Source organism: Tersicoccus sp. Bi-70 (assembly GCF_001968825.1).
Lineage (GTDB): Bacteria > Actinomycetota > Actinomycetes > Actinomycetales > Micrococcaceae > Tersicoccus.
In genome coordinates this window covers 273,036-295,339 of sequence record NZ_MIEU01000016.1, presented here as the reverse complement: position 1 = coordinate 295,339, position 22,304 = coordinate 273,036, and the positions used below count along the sequence as shown (strand labels likewise).

The following is a 22,304-nucleotide window of genomic DNA, read 5'->3' as shown; positions in this document are numbered from 1 at the left end:
CGACCAAGGACGGACCATGAGCACACCCTTCGCCATGCTGGAGCCTCCTGCCGAGGCGGACGACTTCCGCGCCGCGGGTCACTGGAAGAACCGCCTGCTGATCGACTACCTGGACGACGCCGTGCGCGCCCACCCGGACCGGGTCGCCAACATCGACACCGGCGGGTCCCGCACCTACCGCGAGCTCGGGCGCCTGGTCGACGACGTCGCCGCCGGGCTGCTCGACCTCGGGGTCGCGGCGGGCGACACCGTCTCCATCCAGTTGCCCAACCGGCACGAGTGGATCGTCGCCCACCTGGCCGCCCAGCGCGTCGGCGCCGTCACCAACCCGCTCGTGCCGATCTTCCGCGACCGCGAGATCGGGTACATGGCCGCCCGGGCCCGCACCCGGGTCGTGTTCGTCCCGGCGGAGCACCGGAAGTTCGACCACGTCGCGATGATCGAGCGGCTGCGGGGCGACCTGCCGGAGCTGACGCACTGCGTGGTGCTCGGGGAGACGGCCGACCGGCCCGGCTTCCTGACGTGGGACGCCCTCGCCGAGCGCGGCCGCGCTCGCGGCATCACTGCCGACGAGGTCGCCGCCCGGCGACCGGATCCGGACGACCTGGCCCTGATCATGTTCACGTCCGGGACCACGGGCAGCCCCAAGGGGGTGATGCACGCCCACAACACGGTGCTCGCCGGATCGCTGCCGTGGCCGGACCGGCTCGGCATGGACGAGACCGCCGTCATCCACATGGCCTCGACGTTCAGCCACCTGACCGGGTACCTCTACGGGGTCGCGCTGCCGCTGATGCTCGGCGCCACCGGCGTCTTCCAGGAGGTCTGGAACGCCGCCGAGTTCCTCCGGCTCGTGGAGGAACACGGGATCCAGCACACCTCCGGTGCCACCCCGTTCCTGCAGGACCTGCTCGACGCCGACGGGCTGGGCGAGCACGACACCTCCAGCCTGGCCCGCTTCTGCTGCATGGGGGCACCCATCCCCGGGGCGGTCCTCCGGCGCGCCAAGGAGGTGCTGCCCGGCCTGAGCGTCTTCGGTGGCTGGGGGCAGACGGAGTGCTGCCTCGTCACCATGGGCAGCCCGGGCGACCCGGAGGAGAAGATCCTCGGCTCCGAAGGCCGCCCCCTGCCCGGCATGGACCTGCGCATCGTCGACCTGACCGGACAGCCGACGCCCGCGGGCGAGGAGGGCCGGATCCAGGTGCGGGGAGCCTTCCTGTTCCGGGGCTACCTCGAGCAGCTCGACGCCACCCGCGCCGAGCTGCACGACGGCTGGTTCGACACGGGCGACCTCGGCACGATGGACGAGGACCGCTACGTCGGGCTCGCCGGGCGCACCAAGGACATCATCATCCGCGGCGGGGAGAACATCCCGGTGGCCTACGTGGAGAACATCATCTACGAGCACCCGCGGATCACCGGCGTCGCCCTGGTCGCCGTCCCGCACCCGCGCCTGCAGGAGATCGGCGGCGTCGTCGTCCAGCTGCGCGACGCCGACCCCTTCACCCTCGAGGACCTCCGGCACTTCCTCGAGGTCAAGGGCCTGGCCAAGCCCTACTGGCCCGAGGTGCTCAAGGTGGTCGAGGACTTCCCGCGCACCGCCAGCGGCAAGATCCAGAAGTTCAAGATCCGGCAGGACCTGGCCGACGAGACCGCCCGCCTCGCCGCCGGCGGCCCGGTCGAGAGCACAGCGACCGATAGCGTGTCGATCGACAGCGGTCCCATCGACAGCGCTCCCATCGACAGCGCTCCCATCGACAGCACAGCACCGCAGGAGGCAACCCCGTGACGACCACCGACACCCGCGCACCCGGATCCCGGACGGGCACCGACGCGTCCTTCCTCGGTCCGGTCGACCTGATCGGACTGGACGGCCAGTTCTCCCCGGACGAGAAGGACCTGGCCCGGTCCGTGCGCTCCCTCGTGGACGAGCACATCCGCCCGAACATCGCCGGCTGGTACGAGCAGGCCGTGTTCCCCCGTGAGATCGTCCCCGAGCTCGCCCGGCTCGGCCTGCTCGGCATGCACCTGGACGGCTACGGGTGCGCCGGCCGGTCGGCCGTCGAGTACGGGCTGGCCGCCTCCGAGCTGGAGGCCGGCGACTCGGGGCTGCGCACGTTCGTCTCCGTGCAGGGATCGCTGGCCATGTCGGCCCTGCACAAGCACGGCTCCGAGGAGCAGAAGCAGCGGTGGCTCCCGCCGATGGCCGCGGGGGAGGCGATCGGCTGCTTCGGGCTGACCGAACCCACCGCCGGCTCCGACCCGGCCTCCATGCGGACGACCGCCGTCGAACAGCCCGGCGGCGACTGGGTGCTCAACGGGTCCAAGCGGTGGATCGGGCTGGCCACGATCGCCGACGTCGCCGTCATCTGGGCGCAGACCGGCGAGCCCGGGGACGCCCGTGGCGTGCGCGGGTTCGTCGTCCCGACGAACACGCCGGGCTTCCATGCCGAGGCGATCCCCGCCAAGCTGTCGATGCGGGCCTCCGTCCAGTGCGACATCACCCTCACCGACGTCCGGCTGCCCGCCGACGCCGTCCTGCCGGCGGACTCCGCCGTGGGGCTCAAGGGGCCGTTCGCGTGCCTGAACGAGGCGCGCTACGGGATCATCTGGGGCGTCATGGGAGCGGCGCGGGACAGCTTCGAGGCCGTCCTGCGGTACGGCGGGGAACGGACCCAGTTCGGCACGCCGCTGACGGCGTTCCAGCTCACCCAGGCGAAGCTGGCGGACATGGCCCTGGAGATCACGAAGGGGTACCTGCTGGCGCTGCAGCTCGGCCGCGCCAAGGACGCCGGGACGCTGGATCCGGTGGCGATCTCCGTGGGCAAGCTGAACAACTGCCGGGAGGCCATCGCCATCGCCCGGGAGGCCCGGGAGATGCTCGGGGGCAACGGCATCACGGGCGACCACGCGCCTCTGCGGCACGCGAACAACCTCGAGTCCGTGCGCACGTACGAGGGCACCGACGAGGTGCACGCCCTGGTCATCGGCCGGGCGCTGACCGGCATCGGCGCCTTCACGGCGTCGGGGAAGTAGGTCGCCGCGGTGCAGACCCTGATCACCACCGTCGACGACGGCGTCGGCGTCATCACGATCAACCGGCCGGACGTGCGCAATGCCCTCTCCGGCGTCGTCCTCAGCGAGATCGCCGGGGTGCTCGACGCGTGGGAGGGGGACGACGCCGTCGGCGCGATCGTCTTCACCGGTGCGGGCGAGAAGGCCTTCGTCGCCGGCGCGGACATCACCCAGCTGGCCGGGTACGACCTGGCCCACGGGCTCGCCGCCACCATGCAGCGCCTCTACGACCGGATCGAGGACTGTCCCAAGCCCACGATCGCCGCGATCAACGGCGTCGCGATGGGCGGCGGGCTGGAACTGGCGATGAGCTGCGACATCCGCCTCGCCGGGCAGACCGCGCGGATGGCGCTGCCCGAGCCGACGCTCGGCGTGCTGCCCGGCGCCGGTGGCACCCAGCGCCTCTCTCGCCTGGTCGGCGCCGGCCGGGCCCTGGAGATGATCCTCACCGGTCGCGTCCTCACGGCGGACGAGGCGGAGCGGTACGGCCTGGTCACCACCGTGGTGCCCGCGGACGAGCTGCTCGCCGCGGCCACCGCGACGGCGACCACCGTCCTGGCGAAGGGACCGCTCGCGGTCCGGCTGGCCAAGCTGATCGTCCGGCGGGGTGCCGACGCGGACCAGACGACCGGCCTGCTGCTGGAGCGACTGGCGCAGACCCTGCTCTACACGACGGAGGACAAGGCCGAGGGCGCCGCCGCGTTCCTCGGCAAGCGCACTCCCGAGTTCCGGGGGCGGTGAGGCCGTGACGACCATCCTCGTCATCGGCTCCGGCGCCATGGGCCGCCAGATCGGCATGGCCGCCGCCGTCGCCGGCTTCACCACGACCGTGCGCGACGTCGACCCCGGCGCCGTGACCGCCGCAGAGACCGACATGCGCGGCTGGCTCGACGGGCGGGTCGCCAAGGGACGCCTGAGCGCCGAACAGGCCGCCGACGCCGGCGGGAGGATCCGGTTCACGACCGAGCTGGAGGAGCCCGCCGCTCACGCCGACCTGGTGATCGAGGCGGCCACCGAGAAGCTCGACGTCAAGCGGGCGATCTTCACCGACCTGGACCGGCTCACCCCGGACCACGCGATCCTGGCCACCAACTCCTCGACCCTGGGCTCGTCCGCCGTCGCCGACGCCACCGGCCGGCCGGACCGCGTCTGCAACCTGCACTTCTTCAACCCCGCGCTCGTGATGCGCGCCGTCGAGAACGTCCGGAACGAGCACACCTCGGACGAGACCGTCGCGACGGTCAGCGCGGTGGTGCGCGCCCTGGGCAAGTCACCAGTCCTCCTGACCAGGGAGGTTCCCGGGTTCGTCGCGAACCGGTTGCTGGCCGCCGTCCGGAACGAGGCGCTGGAGCTGTACGCGGACGGGGTCGCCTCGTTCGAGGACATCGACGTCGCCGCGCGGGACGCGCTCGGCCACCCGATGGGACCCTTCGAGCTCATGGACCTCGTGGGGATCGACGTGTCGTACCTGATCCGGCAGGCGGCGTTCGAGCAGTCCGGCGATCCGCAGGACCTGCCGCACCCCCTGGTGACGGCGAAGTACGAGGCCGGGGAGTACGGCCGCAAGACCGGGAAGGGCTGGTACGACCATGACTGAGACGACGTCACCCGAGCAGAGGTCGCTGCGGGGGCTGGAGGACACCGACGCCTACCTCGCCTCGCTGCGGGACAGCCTGACGACCCCGCGGGACACGGACTACCTCCTCCTGGCCGGCGACCTGCCCGCCGAGGCCGTCGACGCCCGTGCCCGGATGCGGGCCTACGTCGACGCCCACGTGCTCCCCGTCATCAACGGGTACTGGGAGCGTGCCGAGTTCCCCTGGGACCTGCTGCCGCCGCTCGCCGCCACCGGGCTGGTCGGGGGCGTCCTGCGCGGCCACGGGGCGGCCGGTCTCTCCCGCCTGGCCGCCGGCCTCGCGACCGTGGAGATGGCCCGCGGTGACGGCTCGATGAACACGTTCCTCGGCGTCCAGGCGAACCTCACCATGGGCACCATCGACCTGCTCGGTTCCGACGAGCAGAAGGACCGCTGGCTGCCCGCGATGGTGCGGCTGGAGAAGATCGGGGCGTTCGCGCTCACCGAGCCCCGGCGCGGCTCCGACTCCGCGCAGCTGGACACCAGTGCTCGGCGCGACGGCGACACCTGGATCATCAACGGCGCCAAGCGGTGGATCGGCAACGGGTCGATGGCGCACGTGACGGTCATCTGGGCCCGCGACGAGGCGGACGGTGAGGTGAAGGCGTTCGTCGCCGAGCGGGAGGACCCCCGCGACCCGGAGACGCTGCCGCCCGGGCTCACCGCGCGCACCATCGACGGGAAGATCGGCAAACGCGCCATCCTCCAGGCCGATCTCGGCTTCGAGAATCTGCGGATCCCCGAGGCCAACCGACTGCCCGGCGCCCGCAGCTTCCGCGACACCTCCCGCGTCCTGGCCACCACGCGGGGTGGGGCCAGCTGGGAGTCCCTCGGCCACGCCGTCGCCTGCTTCGAGGCCGCCGTGGCGTACACCGAGGTCCGCGAGCAGTTCGGGCATCCCCTCGCCGGCAACCAGCTGGTGCAGAACACGCTCGCCTCGATGCTCTCCGAGCTGAGCGCCATGCAGCTGATCTGCTTCCGCATGGCGGAGCTGCAGGAGAAGGGCACCTGGACGGGCACCATGGCGTCGATCGCCAAGTTCCACACCGCCAACAAGGCCCGCGTGATCGCCCAGCAGGCGCGGGACCTGCTCGGCGGGAACGGGCTGCTGCTCGACTTCCACGTCGCCCGGCACCTGACCGACATGGAGGTCGTGCACACCTACGAGGGCACCGAGTTCATCCAGTCCCTGCTGATCGGCCGCAAGGTCACCGGCCGGTCGGCCTTCTGACCGTGGCCGGATCCATCCGCGGCGCGAGCGCGGGGCTCGATGGGTTGATCGGATGAGCGCGCACTTCCGCCCCGAGACCCAGCCGAACGAGAGGATCCTCCCCGTGCCCAGCGCCCCGATCGCCGTCGGCGACGTCCCCGTCTTCCGCCGGACCGTCACGGAGACGGACATGGTCCTCTTCGCCGGCATCACCGGCGACTTCGCGGCCAACCACACGGACGAGGAGTACATGCGCCGCACCGTGTACGGCACCCGGCACGTGCACGGTGCCCTCGTCGTGGGCTTCATGTCGACGGTCGCCGGGAGAGCGCTCGAACACGCGCGGCCGGACGGACTGGTGCCGGTGTCCCTGGGCTACGACCGCATCCGCTTCGTCCGCGCCGTCTTCCCCGGCCAGACCTTGCGGCTGCGCTACGAGTTCGTCACCTGGGATCCAGAGGAGCTGCGGGCGACGGCGACGGTCGCAGCGTTCGTCGAGGACGAGCTCGTCGCGGTGGGAACCCACGTCGTCGTCTGGGTGCCGGCCGACCCGGCCTGAGAACGCCGCCAGCTCGTCAATAGATGTCGCATCGAGCCCGATTCGGGTCCGGATGGAGCATCTATCGACGAGCTGGCCAGAAGGAACGTCGAGTGCGTCAGCGGTGCAGGGAGCTCCGGCGCCAGGCGCCCGGGCCCGGGGCGGGCCGCATCCGCAGGGCCGCACGGCGCTGCCACGCGCGGTCGTGCTCCGTGTTCTCCTCCTCCGCGGAGCCGAGCGTGGCGACGACGGCGGCGAGGGCCGCCAGCTCCTCCGGGGTGGGGTTGCCGGCGAGCACCTGCAGCAGGGGCTCGCCGTGGATGTCGTTGAGGACGGGGACGGTGACGCTCATGGGTTCTCCTCGACTCGGGGGTCGTCGATGGGGTGTCGGTGTCGGGTGCGGGTCAGAGCGGGATGTTGCCGTGCTTCTTGGCCGGCAGGGTGGCGCGCTTGTCCCGCAGGCCGCGCAGCGCCTTGATGATCTGCAGCCGGGTGTCGGCGGGGGCGATGACGGCGTCGACGTAGCCGAGTTCGGCCGCCTGGTAGGGGTTCAGCAGCGCTTCCTCGTAGTGCTCGATCAGCTCGGCGCGCCGCGCCTCGACGTCCTCCCCGGCGTCGGCGGTGGCCTTCAGATCCGCCCGGTAGAGGATGTTGACGGCGCCCTGCGCACCCATGACGCCGATCTGCGCGGTGGGCCAGGCCAGGTTGACGTCCGCGCCGAGCTTCTTCGAGCCCATGACGATGTACGCGCCGCCGTAGGCCTTGCGGGTGATCAGGGTGACGAGCGGGACGGTGGCCTCCGCATAGGCGAACAGCAGCTTCGCGCCGCGGCGGATGATGCCGTTGAACTCCTGGTCCTTGCCGGGCAGGAAACCGGGCACGTCCACGAGCGTGACGATGGGGATGTTGAAGGCGTCGCAGTGACGCACGAAGCGGGCGGCCTTCTCGGAGGCGTTGATGTCCAGGGTGCCGGCGAACTGCATCGGCTGGTTGGCGACGATGCCGACGGTCGTGCCCTCGATCCGGGCGTACCCGATCATCACGTTGGGCGCGTACAGGGCCTGCATCTCGAGGAAGTGGCCGTCGTCGACGACGGTCTCGATCACCGTGCGCATGTCGTACGGCTGGTTCGCCGAGTCGGGGATGAGCACGTCCAGCGCCTCGTCCTCCGGGGTGGGCTCCGGCTCGTCGGCGAAGTCCAGGTGCGGCGCCTCGGCGAGGTTGTTCGAGGGCAGGAACTCGAGCAGCTCGCGGACGAAGTCGAGCGCGTCGGTCTCGTCGGTGGCGAGGTAGGTCGCGGTGCCGGTGTTGGCGTTGTGCTGCCGTGCGCCGCCGAGGGACTCCATGTCCACGTCCTCGCCGGTGACCGTCTTGATCACGTCGGGGCCGGTGATGAACATGTGGCTGGTCTTGTCGACCATGACGATGTAGTCGGTCAGGGCGGGTGAGTAGGCGGCGCCGCCGGCACACGGGCCCATGATCAGGCTGATCTGCGGGACGACGCCGGAGGCGTGCACGTTGTTGCGGAAGATGTCCGCGAACATCGCCAGGGAGGCCACGCCCTCCTGGATGCGCGCGCCGCCGCCGTCGTTGATGCCGATCACGGGGCAGCCGTTGCGCAGCGCGAACTCCTGCACCTTGACGATCTTCTCGCCGTTGACCTGGCTGAGCGATCCGCCGTAGACGGTGAAGTCCTGGCTGTAGAGGGCCACGAGTCGGCCGTCGATGGTCGCGTAGCCGGAGACGACGCCGTCGCCGAGCGGCTTCTTCTTCTCCATTCCGAAGGCGGTCGAGTGGTGCACGGCCAGGGCGTCGAACTCGACGAACGAGCCCTCGTCGATGAGCTGGTCGATGCGCTCGCGGGCGGTGCCCTTGCCGCGGGCGTGCTGCCGCTCGACGGCGGCCTCACCGGAGGGGAGCTCTGACTCCTGCTGCCGGCGGCGGAACTCCGCGATCTTGCCGGCGGTGGTGGTCAGATCGATGCTCATGTGGTTCGGGCTCCCTGCTCGTCCGCTGATTCGTGTGGTGAGTCGTGTGCTGGCGCGTCTTCGTCGGGGCGGCAGTCGCTGGAGGTTCCGTACAACATCGCGGCGGCCGGCACGTCGTCGGAGTCAGGCTCCGAGCCAGTCTAGCCAGCACCATGAGGGCGACTGTTGTAGGAAGCCGACAAAGTCGGGGGCGATTCTCGGGCGCGTTCGGAATGGTGCGGGCGACGCCGACGGGGATTGTGGGGGCGGTGCGGGTGTCGGTCCGCGCTGAGCGTCGAGTGTGCGGTTGACGGCTTCATCCGGGTCGAATGCCTGCGTCAACCGCCCACTGGACGGTGGGGGCGGTGGCGTGGAGGCTCATGCCGAGTGGACCGACGATGTCGCGTCCGCGTCCGTATCCCGCGCCGTCCGTCCACTCGGCACACGGGAGGCGTCGAGTGGGCCGATGATGTCGCGTCCGCGTCCGTATCCCGCGTCGTCCGTCCACTCGGCGCACGGGAGGCGTCGAGTGGGCCGATGATGTCGCGTCCGCGTCCGTATCCCGCGTCGTCCGTCCACTCGGCGGAAGGGAGCCGGTGCGCTCTGCGGGCGGATGGGAGGGCGCGACGACGCCGGCCCATCGTCGCTCGCGACCGGCGACGGCTCGACCCGGGTCGGCCCGGAGACCGGCGTCCGGTCGGCCGGCGGCGGCCGCCGGAACCGGTCCCGGGGCAGGTTACTGACCAGTAACATCGCGGCTAACATGGGCGCATGAGCAGCACTCTCTCCGGGACCACGATTCTCATGTCCGGCGGCAGCCGCGGCATCGGCCTGGCCATCGCCCTGCGCGCCGCGCGGGACGGCGCCAACGTCACCCTGCTGGCCAAGACGGACACCCCGCACCCGAAGCTGCCCGGCACCGTCCACACCGCGGTCGAGCAGATCGAGTCCGGGGGCGGCTCCGGCCTCGCCGTCGTCGGCGACGTGCGCAACGACGACGACGTCGCCCGCGCCGTCGAGGCGACGATCGAGCGATTCGGCGGCATCGACGTCGTCGTCAACAACGCCTCGGCGATCGACACGCGCCCGACCACCGCGATCAGCATGAAGCAGTACGACCTGATGGCCGACATCAACGTCCGCGGCACCTTCCTGCTCTCGAAGCTGAGCATCGAGGCCCTGACCCGGTCGGCCAACCCGCACATCCTCACCCTCTCGCCGCCGCTGAACCTCACGCCCTACTGGGCCGGCAAGCACCTGGCCTACACGCTGGCGAAGTACGGCATGAGCCTGACCACGCTCGGGCTGGCCGAGGAGCTCGCGGACCGGGGCATCGGCGTGAACTCGCTGTGGCCCTGCACCCTGATCGACACAGCCGCGATCCGCGCCATGCCCGGCGGCGAGCAGCTGGTGCGCGCCGCCCGCACGCCCGCGATCATGGCCGACGCCGCCCACGCCGTCCTGACCCGGCCCGCCGCGACCACCACGGGCAACTTCTTCACCGACGAGCAGGTGCTGCACGAGGAGGGGATCACCGACCTCTCCGCCTACAGCGTCGTGACGGCAGCGCCCGGGGAGGACCCCGCCCAGCTGCTGCCGGACATCTTCCTCTCCGACGGCACGGACGATCCCGACCGTCGCTGACCCGTGGTGAGCCCGGCGCTGACCGGGCCTTCCGTCGCCCCGAGGAGCGGCGGGATCACCATGACGCACACCCCCGACGGGCCGGCGGTACTGGCTAGACTGCGAGCATGACCCCGTCCTTCCCCGCGCCCCCGGCTCCGCTGGACCAGGCGCGACTGGAACGCGGGCTGCTCGCCCCGGCGGGCCCGTGGGCCCGGGTGACGGTGGTGGAACGCACCGGGTCGACGAACGCCGACGCCGCCGCGGCCGCTGTCGCGGAACCGGCGGCATGGCCGGACATGAGCGTGCTGATGACCACGCACCAGGACGCCGGCCGCGGCCGGCTGGACCGGTCGTGGGAGATCGAACCCGGTGCCGGCCTGGCGATCAGCCTCGTGCTGCGCCCCACCGACGCCTCCGGGCGCCCGCTGCCCACCCAGACCTACAGCTGGCTCACGCTGCTGGCCGCGCTCGCCCTGGCCGAGTCGCTGGGCGGGCCCGAGGGTGTGACGGCGACGATCAAGTGGCCGAACGACGTTCTCGTGCACGAGAAGAAGGTCGCCGGCATCCTGGCCCAGCTGGCCGGCACGACCGACGGCACCCCGCCCGCCGTCGTGCTCGGCTGCGGCATCAACGTCGCCCAGGAGCTCGCGGCGCTGCCCGTGCCCACCGCCACCTCGCTCGCGGCGTCGGGATCGCGGCGGCTCGACACCAACGACGTCGCCGGCGCCTTCCTGACGGCCTTCGCCGGGCACTACCGCGACTTCTGCGACCGGTCCGGCGACGCCACCCGCGCCGGGGAGACGGGCACCAGCCTGATCCGCAACATCTCGCTGTGGATGGACACCCTGGGTCGACGCGTGCGCGTACAGCTGCCCGACGGCTCCGACCTGACCGGGGAGGCCACCGCGCTCGCCGTCGACGGCGCCCTGCAGGTGATCGGCTCCGACCTGGCCCAGCACGACATCCACGCCGCCGACATCGTCCACCTGCGCGCCGAGGGAACCCCGTGAGCTCCCGCGCGCTGCGGCGGCTGCTGCGGGGCGCCGATCCGCGCGAGGACCTGCTCGTGGTCACCCGTCCCCGGGCTCACCGGCTCGTGCGCACCTTCGTGGCCTTCGTGCTGATCGTCGCCGCCGGGGGCATGGCTCTCGGCTGGCTCAGTCGCCGCCACGCCGACCCGGTGCTGGTCTCGATGCAGCCCGTGCTCCTGCTGGCCGTCGTCATCGGCGTGCTGGCGGCCCTCGGCGTGCTCGTGCTGCGGCCCTTCCTGCGCTGGCACCGCACGCGATACGTCCTCACCTCGGCGCGGATCCTCCGGCACGACGGCGGGCGCCGCCGGTCGACCGAGGTGTGGCTGCCCGCCGTCCTGCACGTGCACGTCGCGCAGAGCCTGCCGCAGCGCATCGTGCGCGCCGGCGACGTCTACGTCGACTCCGTGGCCGGCCGCCTCGTGCTCACCGACGCGCCGCACGCGCGTCGGTTCGCGGGCATCGTCACCGCCGCCGTCGAGCGGTCTCGGCCCGGCCTTCCGGGCCCGGGGGCCGTCGGTCCGGGACCGCTCGGACCCGGACACCGCGGATCCGGGCAGGTCGGATCCATGCCCCTCGGGTCGGGCGCGTTGCGATCGGGATGGACCGGTGCCCCCGGGGCGTCGATGACCGGGGCGCCGATGGCATCAGCCTGGGCGGCGCCGTCCCTCGCCCCGTCGATGTCCGTATCGGCACCGATGTCCATGTCCGTGTCAGGGGGTGCGCGTGGGCGCTGACCGTTCCCGCCGCCGCTGGGCCCGGCTCCTGCAGCCGCGCGGACCCCGCCCCGCCGAGCCGGCAGACACCGACATCAGCAGCACCGACTCGAGCAGCACCGAGCCCGGCAGTGCTGAGCCCCGCAGCACCGAGCCCGGCGTCACCCGAGCCGGCGGTGTCGACCCTCAGGTCGATCGCGCCGACGCCGCGCCCTCGAGGCCGGCAGGGTCCGATGCCGTTCCGCCGATGCCTGTACCGACGGACAGCGCGTCCGACGGTGCCCCCGTCGCCGACGACGTCCGTCCCCGCGCCCGCCTCGTCCGGGACGACGACGGGACCGACCGCCTCGTGGGTCTGGACGGCGAGCCGATGCCGCTGACCACCGAGCTGCCGCGCATCGGGCCGCGGCAGGCGACGTCCATCGAGGCGAGCATCCTCGGCGGGGATCACCAGCTCAGCCGGCGGCAGATCGCCCAGGAAGCGGGGGTGTCGCTGAAGTGGGCCCGCCAGCTGTGGCGCGCCATGGGGTTCGCCAACGTCAGCGAGTCGGCCGTCGCCTTCACCGAGCGGGACCTCGAGGCGCTGCGCACCGCCACGAGCCTGGTGCGCGACGGCCGGTTGAGCGAGGAGGCGACGATCTCCATCGCCCGCGCCTTCGGCCAGATGACGGACCGGATGGTGATCTGGCAGATCGAGGCGATCGTCGAGGACATGGTCGACCAGCTCGGCATCTCCGACACCGAGGCCCGCGAGCGGCTGATCGCCGAGCTGCCGACCATGATCGAACCGCTGCAGGAACTGCTCAGCTACGCGTGGCGGCGCCAGCTCAACGAGGGCGTCCAGCGGCTCGCGGTCCGCACCGAGTCGCAGCGCCGCTGGGCCAGCGGCGGCCGGCACCCCGCGCGTGGGGAGACCGAGCTGCCGATCGCCCGCGCGGTGGGCTTCGCCGACCTCGTCTCCTACACCTCCCTGTCCCGGCGGATGAACGAGCGGACCCTCGCCAGCCTCGTCACGACCTTCGAGGCCCGCTGCGCGGAGATCATCTCGGTGGGCGGCGGCCGCATGGTCAAGACGGTGGGGGACGAAGTGCTCTACATCGCCGACACCCCGCAGGCCGGTGCGGAGATCGCCCTCGCCCTGGCCACCCGGTTCGCCGACGATCCCGACATGCCCGCCACCCGGGGTTCCGTGGTGTGGGGCCGCATCCTGCCGCGCCTGGGCGACGTCTACGGTCCGACGGTCAACATGGCCTCGCGCCTGACGTCGATCGCGGACGCCGGCACGGTGCTGACCGACCAGTCGACGGCCCGGATGCTCGCGAGCAACGACACCTTCGTGCTCACCCCGCAGCCGACCGCCAACCTGCGCGGATTCGGCGAGGTGCACCCGGTGCTGCTCACCCGCGGCCAGGGTTCCGGCCTCGTCGTCGACTGACCGCCGCCTTCCCTGACGTCGTCTCTCCCTGACGAGAGCCCCTGGCCGACGCGGGCTCCATCCTGACGTGGGCTCTTCCGGACGGCGTCTCGTTCATGACGCCGTCTCACTCCGCATGACCGGCCGGAGCCGCCGGACACCTGGCGCGCCCGGGTGTCCGCGCGCTCGGAGTCCGGTCTGACGAGGCGCGATGGTGCCGACGGACGGCCCGGAAATCAGGGGTACCCAAACGACGCACGCCGTGCCAAAATGAACGGAATTCATTTATGACCCGGATCACGTCGAGGAGCACCATGACCACCGTTCTGCAGAACCACGTCGGAGGAGCGTTCGTCGACGCGCACGGCTCCGGCCGCCTCGACGTCGTCGATCCGAGCACGGGGGAGCGCGTCGCCGTCTCGCCCGTCTCGGACGCCGACGACGTCAACGACGCCTTCGCCGCCGCCGAGCAGGCCTTCGCCGGGTACCGCCGGACGACGCCGGCCGAACGGCAGGCGATGCTGCTCGCCTTCGCCGACGCACTGGAGGCGAACGCCGAGGAGCTCGTCGAGGCGCAGTACCGCAACACCGGCCAGCCCCGCGCCGTCATCGCCGAGGAGGAGGTGGCCGTCGGGGCGGACCACATCCGCTTCTTCGCCGGCGCCGCCCGCGTGCTGGAGGGCCGGGCCGCGACCGAGTACCTGAGCGAGCACACCTCCTACGTGCGCCGCGAGCCGGTGGGCGTCATCGCCCAGGTGACGCCGTGGAACTACCCGATCCTGATGGCACTGTGGAAGCTCGGCCCCGCGCTCGCGGCCGGCAACACGGTGGTGCTCAAGCCCTCGGACACCACGCCGGAGTCGACCCTCGTGCTCGCCCGGCTGCTGGGCAAGACGTTCCCCGACGGCGTCGTCAACGTCGTCCTCGGGGACGCGAGCACGGGTGCACTGATGACGGAGCACCGGGCCGCGGCGATGGTCTCCATCACCGGCAGCGTCCGGGCCGGACGCGCCGTCGCCCGCTCCGCCGCCGACGGCCTCAAGCGCGCCCACCTCGAGCTCGGCGGCAAGGCGCCCGCCGTCGTGTTCGCCGACGCGGATCTGGCCGCCACCGCGAAGGCCCTGGTCGAGTTCGGCACGTTCAACGCCGGCCAGGACTGCACCGCCGTCACCCGCATCCTCGTCCAGGACACCGCCCGCGACGCGTTCGCGGAGTTGCTGGTCGAGGCGGCCCGTGCCACCGTCACCGGCAGCGACGATCCCGCGGACAACAGCTACGGGCCGCTGAACAACGCCCACCACTTCGCCACCGTCCGGGACCGCGTCGCCGCCCTGCCGGCCCACGCCCGCGTGCTGACCGGCGGGGCGCCGCTGGACCGGCCCGGCTTCTTCTTCCCGGCCACCGTGATCGACGGGGTGCGGCAGGACGACCCTCTGGTGCAGGAGGAGACGTTCGGCCCGGTGCTGACGCTGCAGACGTTCTCCACCGAGGCCGAGGCGATCGCGCTGGCCAACGACGTCGAGTACGCGCTCGCCTCCAGCGTCTGGACCAGCGACCACGGCACCGCGATGCGGGTCAGCCGCGACCTCGACTTCGGCTGCGTCTGGGTGAACACCCACGTGATGCTCACCGCCGAGATGCCGCACGGCGGCTTCAAGTCCTCCGGCTACGGCAAGGACCTGTCCCTGTACTCCGTCGAGGAGTACACCCGCATCAAGCACGTCATGCACGCCCTGAGCGTCTGACGCACCCACACCCGCCCACCAGAGAACGAGGCCTCCCACGCGCATCCTGACCTCCCTCGGCGCGCCCGATTCACCGACCCGGGTGCACCCGCCGACCCGGCAGCCCGTCCGCATCGCCGTCGTCCAGCACCGCTGGCGCGGCTCCCGCGAGGCGACCGAGAACGAGCTGGCCGAGGGCATCGCCGCCGCGGCCGGCCTCGGCGCCCGGCTCGTGCTGCTGCCCGAGCTGACCCTCTCCCGCTATCCCGCCGACACGCTGCCCGACGGCGTCCCGGCCGAGGCCGCCGAGGACCTGGACGACGGGCCCACGGCCCGGTTCGCCGCCGACCAGTCCCGGCGCCACGGCATCCACGTGCACGCGTCGGTCTACCGGCGCGACCCGGCGACCACCGGCGACGGGCTCGGCACCAACACCGCCGTCCTGCACGCGCCCGACGGCACCCGCGTGGCCGCCACCGACAAGCTGCACATCCCCGTCACCGAGGGCTACTACGAGGACCGGTACTTCCGTGCCGCCGCACCCGCGGACCCGTACCCGGTCACCGAGCTGGGGGAGCTCTCCGGCCTGCGGCTCGGGATGCCCACCTGCTGGGACGAGTGGTTCCCGGAGCTGGCCCGGCTGTACTCGCTCGCGGGGGCTGAACTGCTCGTCTACCCGACCGCGATCGGCTCCGAGCCTGGCTTCCCCGGCTTCGACACGGAACCGCTTTGGCGCCAGGTGATCCTCGGCAACGGCATCGCCAACGGCCTGTTCATGGCCGTGCCGAACCGGTGGGGCGACGAAGGGCTGGTGACCTTCTACGGCAGCTCGTTCGTCTCCGACCCGTTCGGCCGGGTGCTCGTGCGGGCCCCGCGCGACGAGTCGGCCGTGCTCGTCGCCGACCTGGATCTGGACCAGCGCCGCGACTGGCTCGACCTGTTCCCGTTCCTGCGCACCCGCCGCCCCGACACGTACGGCGCGCTCCTGCGGCCGGCCGGGGACGCATCGGTCGAGGACGCGTCGGCCGGGGAGAACGCGGTCGGGGAGGGTGCGGCCGGGGCTGCCCCCGCGGTCGACTGCGACGCCGAACCGGCCGGGGCGGGACGATGACGGCGCCGGTGACCCGCACGCCGGAGCCGGGGACGGACGCGGAGCCGCAGACGGAGCCGGCGGCGTCGTCCGCGACCGCCGCCGGCGCGTTGCGGATGGCGGCCGAGTGGGCGCCGCAGGACCGGGTCTGGATGGCCTTCCCCTCCGGTGGCTACACGCTCGGGCCGACCGAGGCCGATGCCGAGGCCGCCCGCGCCGCCTGGGCCGCGGTCGCCGGTGCGATCCTTCCGTTCGCACCGGTGAGCATGGTCGTCGACCCCTCCGCGGTCGAGGACGCCCGCCGGCACCTCGACCCGCGGGTCGAGATCGTGACCGCGCCGCTGGACGACGCGTGGATGCGCGACATCGGGCCGACCTTCGTGCACGTCCACAGCAAGAACAGTGCAGTGGGCACCGCCGGCACCACGGGTGACGGCGCCGCAGCTGGCGGCACCGGCCTGGCCGCCGTCGACTGGGTCTTCAACGGCTGGGGCGGCCAGGACTGGGCGCGGTGGGATCGCGACCGGCACATCGGCGCCTTCGTCGCCGAGGCCGCAGGGGTCCCGAGGATCGCGTCCACCCTCGTCAACGAGGGCGGCGGCTTCCACGTCGACGGCGAGGGCACCGCCCTGGCCACGCGCAGCGTCCAGCTGGACCCCGGCCGCAACCCCGGGCTCACCGAGGCCGACGTGGAGGCGGAGTTCGCCCGCGTGCTCGGCGTCGAGCGGGTGATCTGGCTCGACCGGGGCCTGCACCGGGACGCCCAGCGGTTCGGCACCCGCGGCCACGTCGACATCGTCGCCGCCTTCGCCGCGCCCGGCGTCGTCCTGGTCCACGACCAGACCGACCCGAGCCACCCCGACCACGAGGTCACCGCGGACGTGATCGCGACGCTCTCCACCGCGCGCGACGCCGCCGGACGCCGGCTCGAGGTGATCCGCGTCCCCGCACCGCAACGGCTGCGGGACGAGGAGGGCTGGGTGGACCTGAGCTACCTGAACCACCTGATCGTCAACGACGGCGTGATCGCCTGCGCCTTCGACGACCCGAACGACGAGGTCGCCGCCGGCATCCTCGCCGCCGCGCACCCGCACCGCACCGTCGTCACCGTCGACGCCCGGGAGATCTTCGCGCGCGGCGGCGGCATCCACTGCATCACCCAGCAGCAACCGAGCAACCAGCCAGTCCAGCAACGAGCCCAGGAGGCACGATGACCACCACCCCCACCGCGCCTCCCGGCCGTTCGTCCGGAACGGCGGCCGGCACCTCCTCGGGCACGGCGGCCCCGGTGCACGAGAAGGGCCTCAAGCCCAACAGCCTCGGCCTGCTGGCCGTGGTCGCGATCGGCATCTCCACCATCGCGCCGGCCTACGCGCTGACCTCGAGCCTCGGCCCGACCGCGATGGAGGCGGGCACCCACGTCCCGGCCGTCCTCGTCCTCGGGTTCATCCCGATGTTCCTCGTGGCTCTCGGCTACCGCGAGCTGAACGACGCGATGCCGGACAGCGGCACGACGTTCACGTGGGCCTCCCGCGCGTTCGGGCCGTACGTCGGCTGGATGGGCGGCTGGGGGTTCCTGGCCGCGAACATCATCGTGCTCTCCAACCTCGCCGGCGTGGCCGTCGACTTCTTCTACGCCTTCCTCGCCGACATCACCGGCCGGCCCGAGCTGGCCGACCTGGCCTCGGACCAGTGGATCAACGTGCTCACCTGCGTCGTCTTCATGGCGCTGGCCACCTGGGTCTGCTGGCGCGGCGTCGAGGCGACCGCCTGGGTGCAGTACGCCCTGCTCGGCCTGCAGCTGGTGGTGCTCGGCATCTTCGCGGTGATGGCGTTCACCGGCGCCGCCGCCCACGGCATGCCCGCGGGGATGCCGGACGCCTCGTGGTTCAACCCGTTCGAGATCGGCGACTTCGGCGCCTTCGCCACGGCGATGAGCCTGTCCATCTTCCTGTTCTGGGGCTGGGACCTGTGCCTGACCCTGAACGAGGAGACGAAGGGCGGCGGTCGGACCGCCGGCTGGGGCGCGACCATCACCGCCGTCTCCGTCCTGGTCATCTACCTGGTGCTGACGATCGCGACCATCATGATTGCCGGCGTCGGTGCCGACGGCCTGGGCCTCGGCAACCCCGACAACGCGGAGAACGTGCTGGCCAACCTCGCCGGACCGGTGATGGGACCCTTCGCGGTGCTGCTCTCCCTCGCGGTGCTCTCCAGCAGCGCCTCCTCGCTGCAGGCGACGATGAGCGGGCCGTCCCGCACCCTGTTCGCGATGTCCTGGTACCGGGCGCTGCCGTCGTTCCTGACGCGGCTGAACCGGGCCAACGGCACCCCGTCCGCCGGTATCTTCACCGCCGCGGCCGCCTCCACCGTGTTCTACGTGCTGATGCGGCTGGTGAGCGAGAACGTGCTCAGCGACACCATCACCGCGCTCGGCATGATGGTCTGCTTCTACTACGCCGTCACCGCGTTCGCCTGCGTGTGGTTCTTCCGCCGGCAGGCCCGCGGGTGCGCCCAGGTGCTGCGCCGGCTCGTCCTTCCGGGCATCGGCGGGGTGGCGCTGATCGTGGTGTTCCTGCAGACGGCGATCGACAGCGCGGACCCGGAGTTCGGCTCCGGCTCGCAGATCGGCGGCGTGGGGCTGGTGTTCATCATCGGCATCGGCGTGCTGCTCCTCGGCGTGCTCGTGATGCTCGTCCTGCGCTGGCGGACGCCCGCGTTCTTCCGGGAGGGGCTGCGCTGGACCGGCGCGGACGCGGACCGGGCGCTCGACGGCACGCACGACGGCGCGCACGATGCTGCGCACGACGGCGTTCACGACGGCCATCACGACGCAACCGGGACCACCGGGGAGTCGCGTGCCGAGTCCGGCGCCCCCGGGTACGGCGGTCGGGATGCGGAGCGCTGACGTGCTCGGCGGGACCGGTGCGGCGGGCTCAGGCCCCGGAGCCGTGCCGGGCCCGCAGGCCGGCGAGCAGCGCGTCGAGCCCGAGGTCGAAGGCCGCGTCCGCGGTGGCCGCGCCGCGTCCGTACCGGCGGTGCCGGTCCGCGACCGCGGCGGCGAACACGGGCGCCGCGTCCTCGCTGACGTCGAAGATCTCCGCGGGAGCGGCGGTGTCCAGGGCCGAGCCGAAGACGAAGGACTCGACGGCGACGACGGCGTTGACCGCCTCCCCGCCGGACCAGCCCGCCTCGACCAGCGCGGCGACCACGGTCTCGTACATCGCGAGGCTGCCCGGGGCGTCCGAGACGGGCAGGACGGCCATCACCGGGATCAGCGGCGTGACGTCGGCGTAGGCGTCCCGGTAGGAGCGGGCCCACGAGGCCAGCGCCTCGTCCCACGGCAGCGTCGCGAACGGGCCGGTGTCGATGGTCGCGTTGATCGCGTCCTGCGCCCACAGCAGCACCTGCTGCTTGGACGCGGCGTGGTTGTAGAGCGCGGAGACGGAGACGTGCAGCTCCTTCGCCAGGGCGGCGAGGGTGAAGGCCTCGTAGCCGCGCCGGGTGATCAGCCGCAGCGTGACCCGGGTGATCGCCTCCTGCGAGAGCACGGGGGTGCTCGGGCGGCCGCGCCGGCGGCCGGTCCCGGCGGGCCGGGCGTCGTCCGCGGTCGCCGTCGCGGTCGCCGTCGACGCGCCGGCCACGTCCACGTCCACGCCCGCATCCTCTCGTCGTCCAGCACCCGTCTCGCTGCCAGTGTACGGACCACGTCCGGCACTCTCCGGGACGCCGAGCACTCGTGACAATAATGAACGTCATTCATATAATGAGAGGGTCTCTCGGACCCGGAAACCAGGAAGTGACACCATGGCAGACACCCAGTTGAGCGCCGACGTCGTGATCGTCGGCGCGGGACCGACCGGGCTGACCGCGGCCCGTCGGCTCACCGCCGCCGGCCGGTCGGTGATCGTGCTCGAGGCCCGCGACCGCGTGGGCGGCCGCACATGGTCCCGCACCATCGACGGCGCGTTCCTCGAGATCGGCGGCCAGTGGATCTCGCCGGACCAGACCGCGCTGACCGCGCTGGTCGACGAGCTCGGCCTGTCCACCTTCTCGCGCTACCGCGAGGGGCAGAACGTCTACCTCGCGCCCGACGGCACCCGGGCCCTCTACACCGGGGACAGCTTCCCGGCGGGGGAGCGGACCGAGGCCGAGATGGACCGCGTGGCGGCGATCCTCGACGAGCTCGCCACCGAGATCGGCCCCCACGAGCCGTGGGCGCACCCGCGTGCCCGGGAGCTGGACACCATCTCCTTCCACCACTGGCTCCGGCAGCAGTCCGACGACGAGGCGGCGTGCGAGAACCTCGGCCTCTTCATCGCCGGCGGCATGCTCACCAAGCCCGCGCACGCGTTCTCCGCGCTGCAGGCCGTGCTGATGGCCGCCTCCGCCGGGTCCTTCTCCAACCTCGTCGACGACGCGTTCATCCTCGACAAGCGGGTGGTCAGCGGCATGCAGTCCGTCTCGACCACGATGGCCGAGGCGCTCGGGCCCGACGTCGTCAAGCTCGAGAACCCGGTGCGGACCATCCGCTGGGACGAGGACGGCGCCACCGTCGTCACGGACCACCTGGAGGTCCGCGCCCGCGACGTCGTGATGGCCGTCCCGCCGAACCTCTACTCCCGGGTCAGCTACGAGCCGCCCCTGCCGCGCCGCCACCACCAGATGCACCAGCACGTCTCCCTCGGCCTCGTGATCAAGGTCCACGCGGTGTACGAGACGCCGTTCTGGCGCGAGGAGGGCCTCTCCGGCACCGGCTTCGGCTCGCACGAGCTGTGCCAGGAGGTCTACGACAACACCAACCACGGCGACGAGCGGGGCACCCTGGTCGCCTTCGTCTCCGACGAGAAGGCGGACGACCTGTTCCGGCTCTCCGACGAGCAGCGGCGGGAGCGCATCCTCGCGTCCCTCTCCCACTACCTGGGGGAGCAGGCGAAGCACCCGGTCGTGTACTACGAGTCCGACTTCGCCGCCGAGGAGTGGACCCGCGGCGCCTACGCCGCCAGCTACGACCTGGGCGGGCTGCACCGGTGGGGCGCCGACCAGCGCGAACCCGTCGGGCCGATCCGCTGGGCCAGCTCGGACTTGGCCGCCGAGGGCTACCAGCACGTCGACGGCGCCGTCCGGATGGGCCAGCGGGTGGCCGCGGAGATCCTGGGCACCGACGCCGACGCCGAGTCCGCCGCAGCCGATGCCACCGCCGACGCCCGGACGGACGACGCCGACGCGCTCGCGGGTGCAGGGGCCCGGTCATGAGCGCCGGGCTCTCCGGCGGGACGGCCGGGGCGGCGCAGGGCCGCACCCGGTACCTGGTCGCCTACGCCGCGGACCGCCGGTCGAAGGACGCGCTCGCCCTCGCCGGGGTGCTCGCGCGGACCTTCGACGCGGCCCTGGACGTCGTCTACATCGTGCACGAGCCCTCGGCACGCACCGCGCACCAGCCCAACACGGCCGACTTCGCCGCCCACGTGCGGGACCAGGCGCGCGCGTGGCTGGAGGAGGCCCGCGACCGGGTGCCGGCCGGGGTCCCGGTCGAGCTGCACCTGCGGGACGCGGCCTCGGTGACCGCCGGGGTGCTCGACGCGGCCGCCGAGCTCGGCAGCGCCCTGATCGTCATCGGGTCCGGCTCCGGATCCGGCCGCCCGCTGGTCGCGAGCCCCGTCGTCGGCGCGCTGCTGCACGCCAGCCCGGTACCGGTGGCCATGGCGCCGCGGAAGTACGGGGCCGGCCGGGGCGAGACGGGCCCGCTCGAGGAACTGGCCTGCGCCGTGGGCACCCGACCGGGGGCGCAGCAGGTGCTCGAAGAGGCGGTCGAGGCCGTCGGGCGGGTGAACCTGCCGCTGCGGCTCGTCTCCCTCGTCGACCTCGCGGGGCACGACCGGGCGGCCGGGCGGGCCGCGCGGCAGGAGGCCGAGCAGGCGCTGCAGGATGCCGCCGCCCGGGTGGGGGAGCGCGGCGTGGTGCGCACCGACGTTGGGCGTGGCAAGGACCTCAAGCACGCCGCGGCGAGGATCGACTGGAACCCGCGCAGCGTGCTGCTCATCGGTTCCTCCCGCCTCGCGCAGGGGCGGCAGACCTTCCTCGGGACGACCGCGGCCCGGCTGCTCGCCCACCTGCCGATCCCGATGATCGTGGTCCCGCGCCCGGACTGACCTGACGCGCCGAGCCAGCTGGTCGATAGATGCTGATCAGAGGCCTCCGGGACCTTGTTCGGTGCATCTGTCGACGAGCTGGCCAGCAGAGTGGCGGCGGCCGACGCCGGGAAGCGGTACCGCTACCA

Annotated in this window: 19 protein-coding genes; 16 read left to right on the top strand and 3 right to left on the bottom strand. The window is 72.5% G+C overall.

Features of this window, described 5'->3' with window-relative positions:
• Positions 1–16 precede the first annotated feature (16 nt).
• The 6 genes from BGP79_RS13930 (at position 17) to BGP79_RS13905 (ending at position 6,480) form a co-directional block, all read left to right on the top strand.
• Positions 17–1,789 (top strand): AMP-binding protein, encoded by a 1,773-nt coding sequence (locus BGP79_RS13930; RefSeq protein WP_076696485.1) that lies wholly within the window; start codon positions 17–19, stop codon positions 1,787–1,789.
• A gap of 68 nt (positions 1,790–1,857) precedes the next feature.
• Positions 1,858–3,036, top strand: a complete 1,179-nt coding sequence (locus BGP79_RS13925) for an acyl-CoA dehydrogenase family protein (protein WP_233121616.1) — start codon at positions 1,858–1,860, stop codon at positions 3,034–3,036.
• A gap of 9 nt (positions 3,037–3,045) precedes the next feature.
• Complete coding sequence (locus BGP79_RS13920; RefSeq protein ID WP_076696481.1) at positions 3,046–3,816, top strand: enoyl-CoA hydratase/isomerase family protein; 771 nt, start codon at positions 3,046–3,048, stop codon at positions 3,814–3,816.
• Between the two features lie 4 nt (positions 3,817–3,820).
• Positions 3,821–4,672, top strand: a complete 852-nt coding sequence (locus BGP79_RS13915; RefSeq protein WP_233121548.1) for a 3-hydroxyacyl-CoA dehydrogenase family protein — start codon at positions 3,821–3,823, stop codon at positions 4,670–4,672.
• On the top strand, positions 4,665–5,942 hold the full coding sequence (locus BGP79_RS13910) for an acyl-CoA dehydrogenase family protein (RefSeq protein WP_083701945.1): 1,278 nt from the start codon (positions 4,665–4,667) through the stop codon (positions 5,940–5,942). The genes BGP79_RS13915 and BGP79_RS13910 overlap by 8 nt, the downstream gene beginning before the upstream one ends.
• Before the next feature lie 103 nt (positions 5,943–6,045).
• Positions 6,046–6,480 carry a MaoC/PaaZ C-terminal domain-containing protein gene (locus BGP79_RS13905; protein ID WP_076697076.1) on the top strand — a complete coding sequence of 145 codons (435 nt, stop codon included), beginning with the start codon at positions 6,046–6,048 and terminating at the stop codon, positions 6,478–6,480.
• Between the two features lie 97 nt (positions 6,481–6,577).
• Here the strand turns inward: BGP79_RS13905 and BGP79_RS13900 are convergent, their stop codons facing one another.
• Positions 6,578–6,811 (bottom strand): acyl-CoA carboxylase epsilon subunit, encoded by a 234-nt coding sequence (locus BGP79_RS13900; protein WP_076696479.1) that lies wholly within the window; start codon positions 6,809–6,811, stop codon positions 6,578–6,580.
• A gap of 52 nt (positions 6,812–6,863) precedes the next feature.
• Positions 6,864–8,447, bottom strand: a complete 1,584-nt coding sequence (locus tag BGP79_RS13895) for an acyl-CoA carboxylase subunit beta (RefSeq protein WP_076696477.1) — start codon at positions 8,445–8,447, stop codon at positions 6,864–6,866.
• A gap of 750 nt (positions 8,448–9,197) precedes the next feature.
• On the opposite strand from BGP79_RS13895, the gene BGP79_RS13890 reads away from it, so the two are divergent.
• From BGP79_RS13890 to BGP79_RS13855, 8 genes are all read left to right on the top strand, one after another.
• Positions 9,198–10,070: an NAD(P)-dependent oxidoreductase gene (locus BGP79_RS13890; RefSeq protein WP_076696475.1), complete on the top strand. Its 873-nt coding sequence runs from the start codon at positions 9,198–9,200 to the stop codon at positions 10,068–10,070.
• 107 nt (positions 10,071–10,177) lie between these two features.
• On the top strand, positions 10,178–11,062 hold the full coding sequence (locus BGP79_RS13885) for a biotin--[acetyl-CoA-carboxylase] ligase (RefSeq protein WP_076696473.1): 885 nt from the start codon (positions 10,178–10,180) through the stop codon (positions 11,060–11,062).
• Positions 11,059–11,817, top strand: coding sequence for a PH domain-containing protein (locus BGP79_RS13880; protein ID WP_076696472.1), 759 nt, complete (start codon positions 11,059–11,061; stop codon positions 11,815–11,817). The genes BGP79_RS13885 and BGP79_RS13880 overlap by 4 nt, the downstream gene beginning before the upstream one ends.
• A gap of 349 nt (positions 11,818–12,166) precedes the next feature.
• On the top strand, positions 12,167–13,231 hold the full coding sequence (locus tag BGP79_RS13875) for an adenylate/guanylate cyclase domain-containing protein (protein ID WP_083702000.1): 1,065 nt from the start codon (positions 12,167–12,169) through the stop codon (positions 13,229–13,231).
• 293 nt (positions 13,232–13,524) lie between these two features.
• Positions 13,525–14,955, top strand: a complete 1,431-nt coding sequence (locus BGP79_RS13870) for an aminobutyraldehyde dehydrogenase (protein WP_076696470.1) — start codon at positions 13,525–13,527, stop codon at positions 14,953–14,955.
• Positions 14,956–15,037: 82 nt separating this feature from the next.
• The gene (locus BGP79_RS13865; RefSeq protein ID WP_076696468.1) at positions 15,038–16,045 is read left to right on the top strand and encodes a nitrilase-related carbon-nitrogen hydrolase; all 1,008 of its coding nucleotides are present in this window, start codon (positions 15,038–15,040) and stop codon (positions 16,043–16,045) included.
• Positions 16,046–16,140: 95 nt separating this feature from the next.
• Complete coding sequence (locus BGP79_RS13860; RefSeq protein WP_076697070.1) at positions 16,141–17,238, top strand: agmatine/peptidylarginine deiminase; 1,098 nt, start codon at positions 16,141–16,143, stop codon at positions 17,236–17,238.
• Positions 17,235–18,932 (top strand): APC family permease, encoded by a 1,698-nt coding sequence (locus BGP79_RS13855; protein ID WP_076696466.1) that lies wholly within the window; start codon positions 17,235–17,237, stop codon positions 18,930–18,932. Before BGP79_RS13860 ends, BGP79_RS13855 begins: the two co-directional genes overlap by 4 nt.
• Positions 18,933–18,960: 28 nt before the next feature.
• Here the strand turns inward: BGP79_RS13855 and BGP79_RS13850 are convergent, their stop codons facing one another.
• Positions 18,961–19,680 (bottom strand): TetR/AcrR family transcriptional regulator, encoded by a 720-nt coding sequence (locus BGP79_RS13850; protein ID WP_233121546.1) that lies wholly within the window; start codon positions 19,678–19,680, stop codon positions 18,961–18,963.
• Between the two features lie 151 nt (positions 19,681–19,831).
• On the opposite strand from BGP79_RS13850, the gene BGP79_RS13845 reads away from it, so the two are divergent.
• A complete protein-coding gene (locus BGP79_RS13845) occupies positions 19,832–21,280 on the top strand; it encodes an NAD(P)/FAD-dependent oxidoreductase (protein WP_083701942.1) in 1,449 nt (482 codons plus the stop codon).
• Positions 21,277–22,176 (top strand): universal stress protein, encoded by a 900-nt coding sequence (locus BGP79_RS13840; RefSeq protein ID WP_076696464.1) that lies wholly within the window; start codon positions 21,277–21,279, stop codon positions 22,174–22,176. Before BGP79_RS13845 ends, BGP79_RS13840 begins: the two co-directional genes overlap by 4 nt.
• The last annotated feature ends 128 nt before the right edge of the window (positions 22,177–22,304 follow it).

Excerpts from the sequence above, each read along its gene's own strand:
- BGP79_RS13930 (WP_076696485.1), top strand. The coding sequence starts at position 17 with ATGAGCACACCCTTCGCCATGCTGGAGCCTCCTGCCGAGGCGGACGAC.
- BGP79_RS13910 (WP_083701945.1), top strand. The coding sequence starts at position 4,665 with ATGACTGAGACGACGTCACCCGAGCAGAGGTCGCTGCGGGGGCTGGAG.
- BGP79_RS13900 (WP_076696479.1), bottom strand. The coding sequence starts at position 6,811 with ATGAGCGTCACCGTCCCCGTCCTCAACGACATCCACGGCGAGCCCCTG.
- BGP79_RS13895 (WP_076696477.1), bottom strand. The coding sequence starts at position 8,447 with ATGAGCATCGATCTGACCACCACCGCCGGCAAGATCGCGGAGTTCCGC.
- BGP79_RS13890 (WP_076696475.1), top strand. The coding sequence starts at position 9,198 with ATGAGCAGCACTCTCTCCGGGACCACGATTCTCATGTCCGGCGGCAGC.
- BGP79_RS13885 (WP_076696473.1), top strand. The coding sequence starts at position 10,178 with ATGACCCCGTCCTTCCCCGCGCCCCCGGCTCCGCTGGACCAGGCGCGA.
- BGP79_RS13875 (WP_083702000.1), top strand. The coding sequence starts at position 12,167 with ATGCCGCTGACCACCGAGCTGCCGCGCATCGGGCCGCGGCAGGCGACG.
- BGP79_RS13870 (WP_076696470.1), top strand. The coding sequence starts at position 13,525 with ATGACCACCGTTCTGCAGAACCACGTCGGAGGAGCGTTCGTCGACGCG.
- BGP79_RS13860 (WP_076697070.1), top strand. The coding sequence starts at position 16,141 with ATGGCGGCCGAGTGGGCGCCGCAGGACCGGGTCTGGATGGCCTTCCCC.
- BGP79_RS13855 (WP_076696466.1), top strand. The coding sequence starts at position 17,235 with ATGACCACCACCCCCACCGCGCCTCCCGGCCGTTCGTCCGGAACGGCG.
- BGP79_RS13845 (WP_083701942.1), top strand. The coding sequence starts at position 19,832 with ATGGCAGACACCCAGTTGAGCGCCGACGTCGTGATCGTCGGCGCGGGA.
- BGP79_RS13840 (WP_076696464.1), top strand. The coding sequence starts at position 21,277 with ATGAGCGCCGGGCTCTCCGGCGGGACGGCCGGGGCGGCGCAGGGCCGC.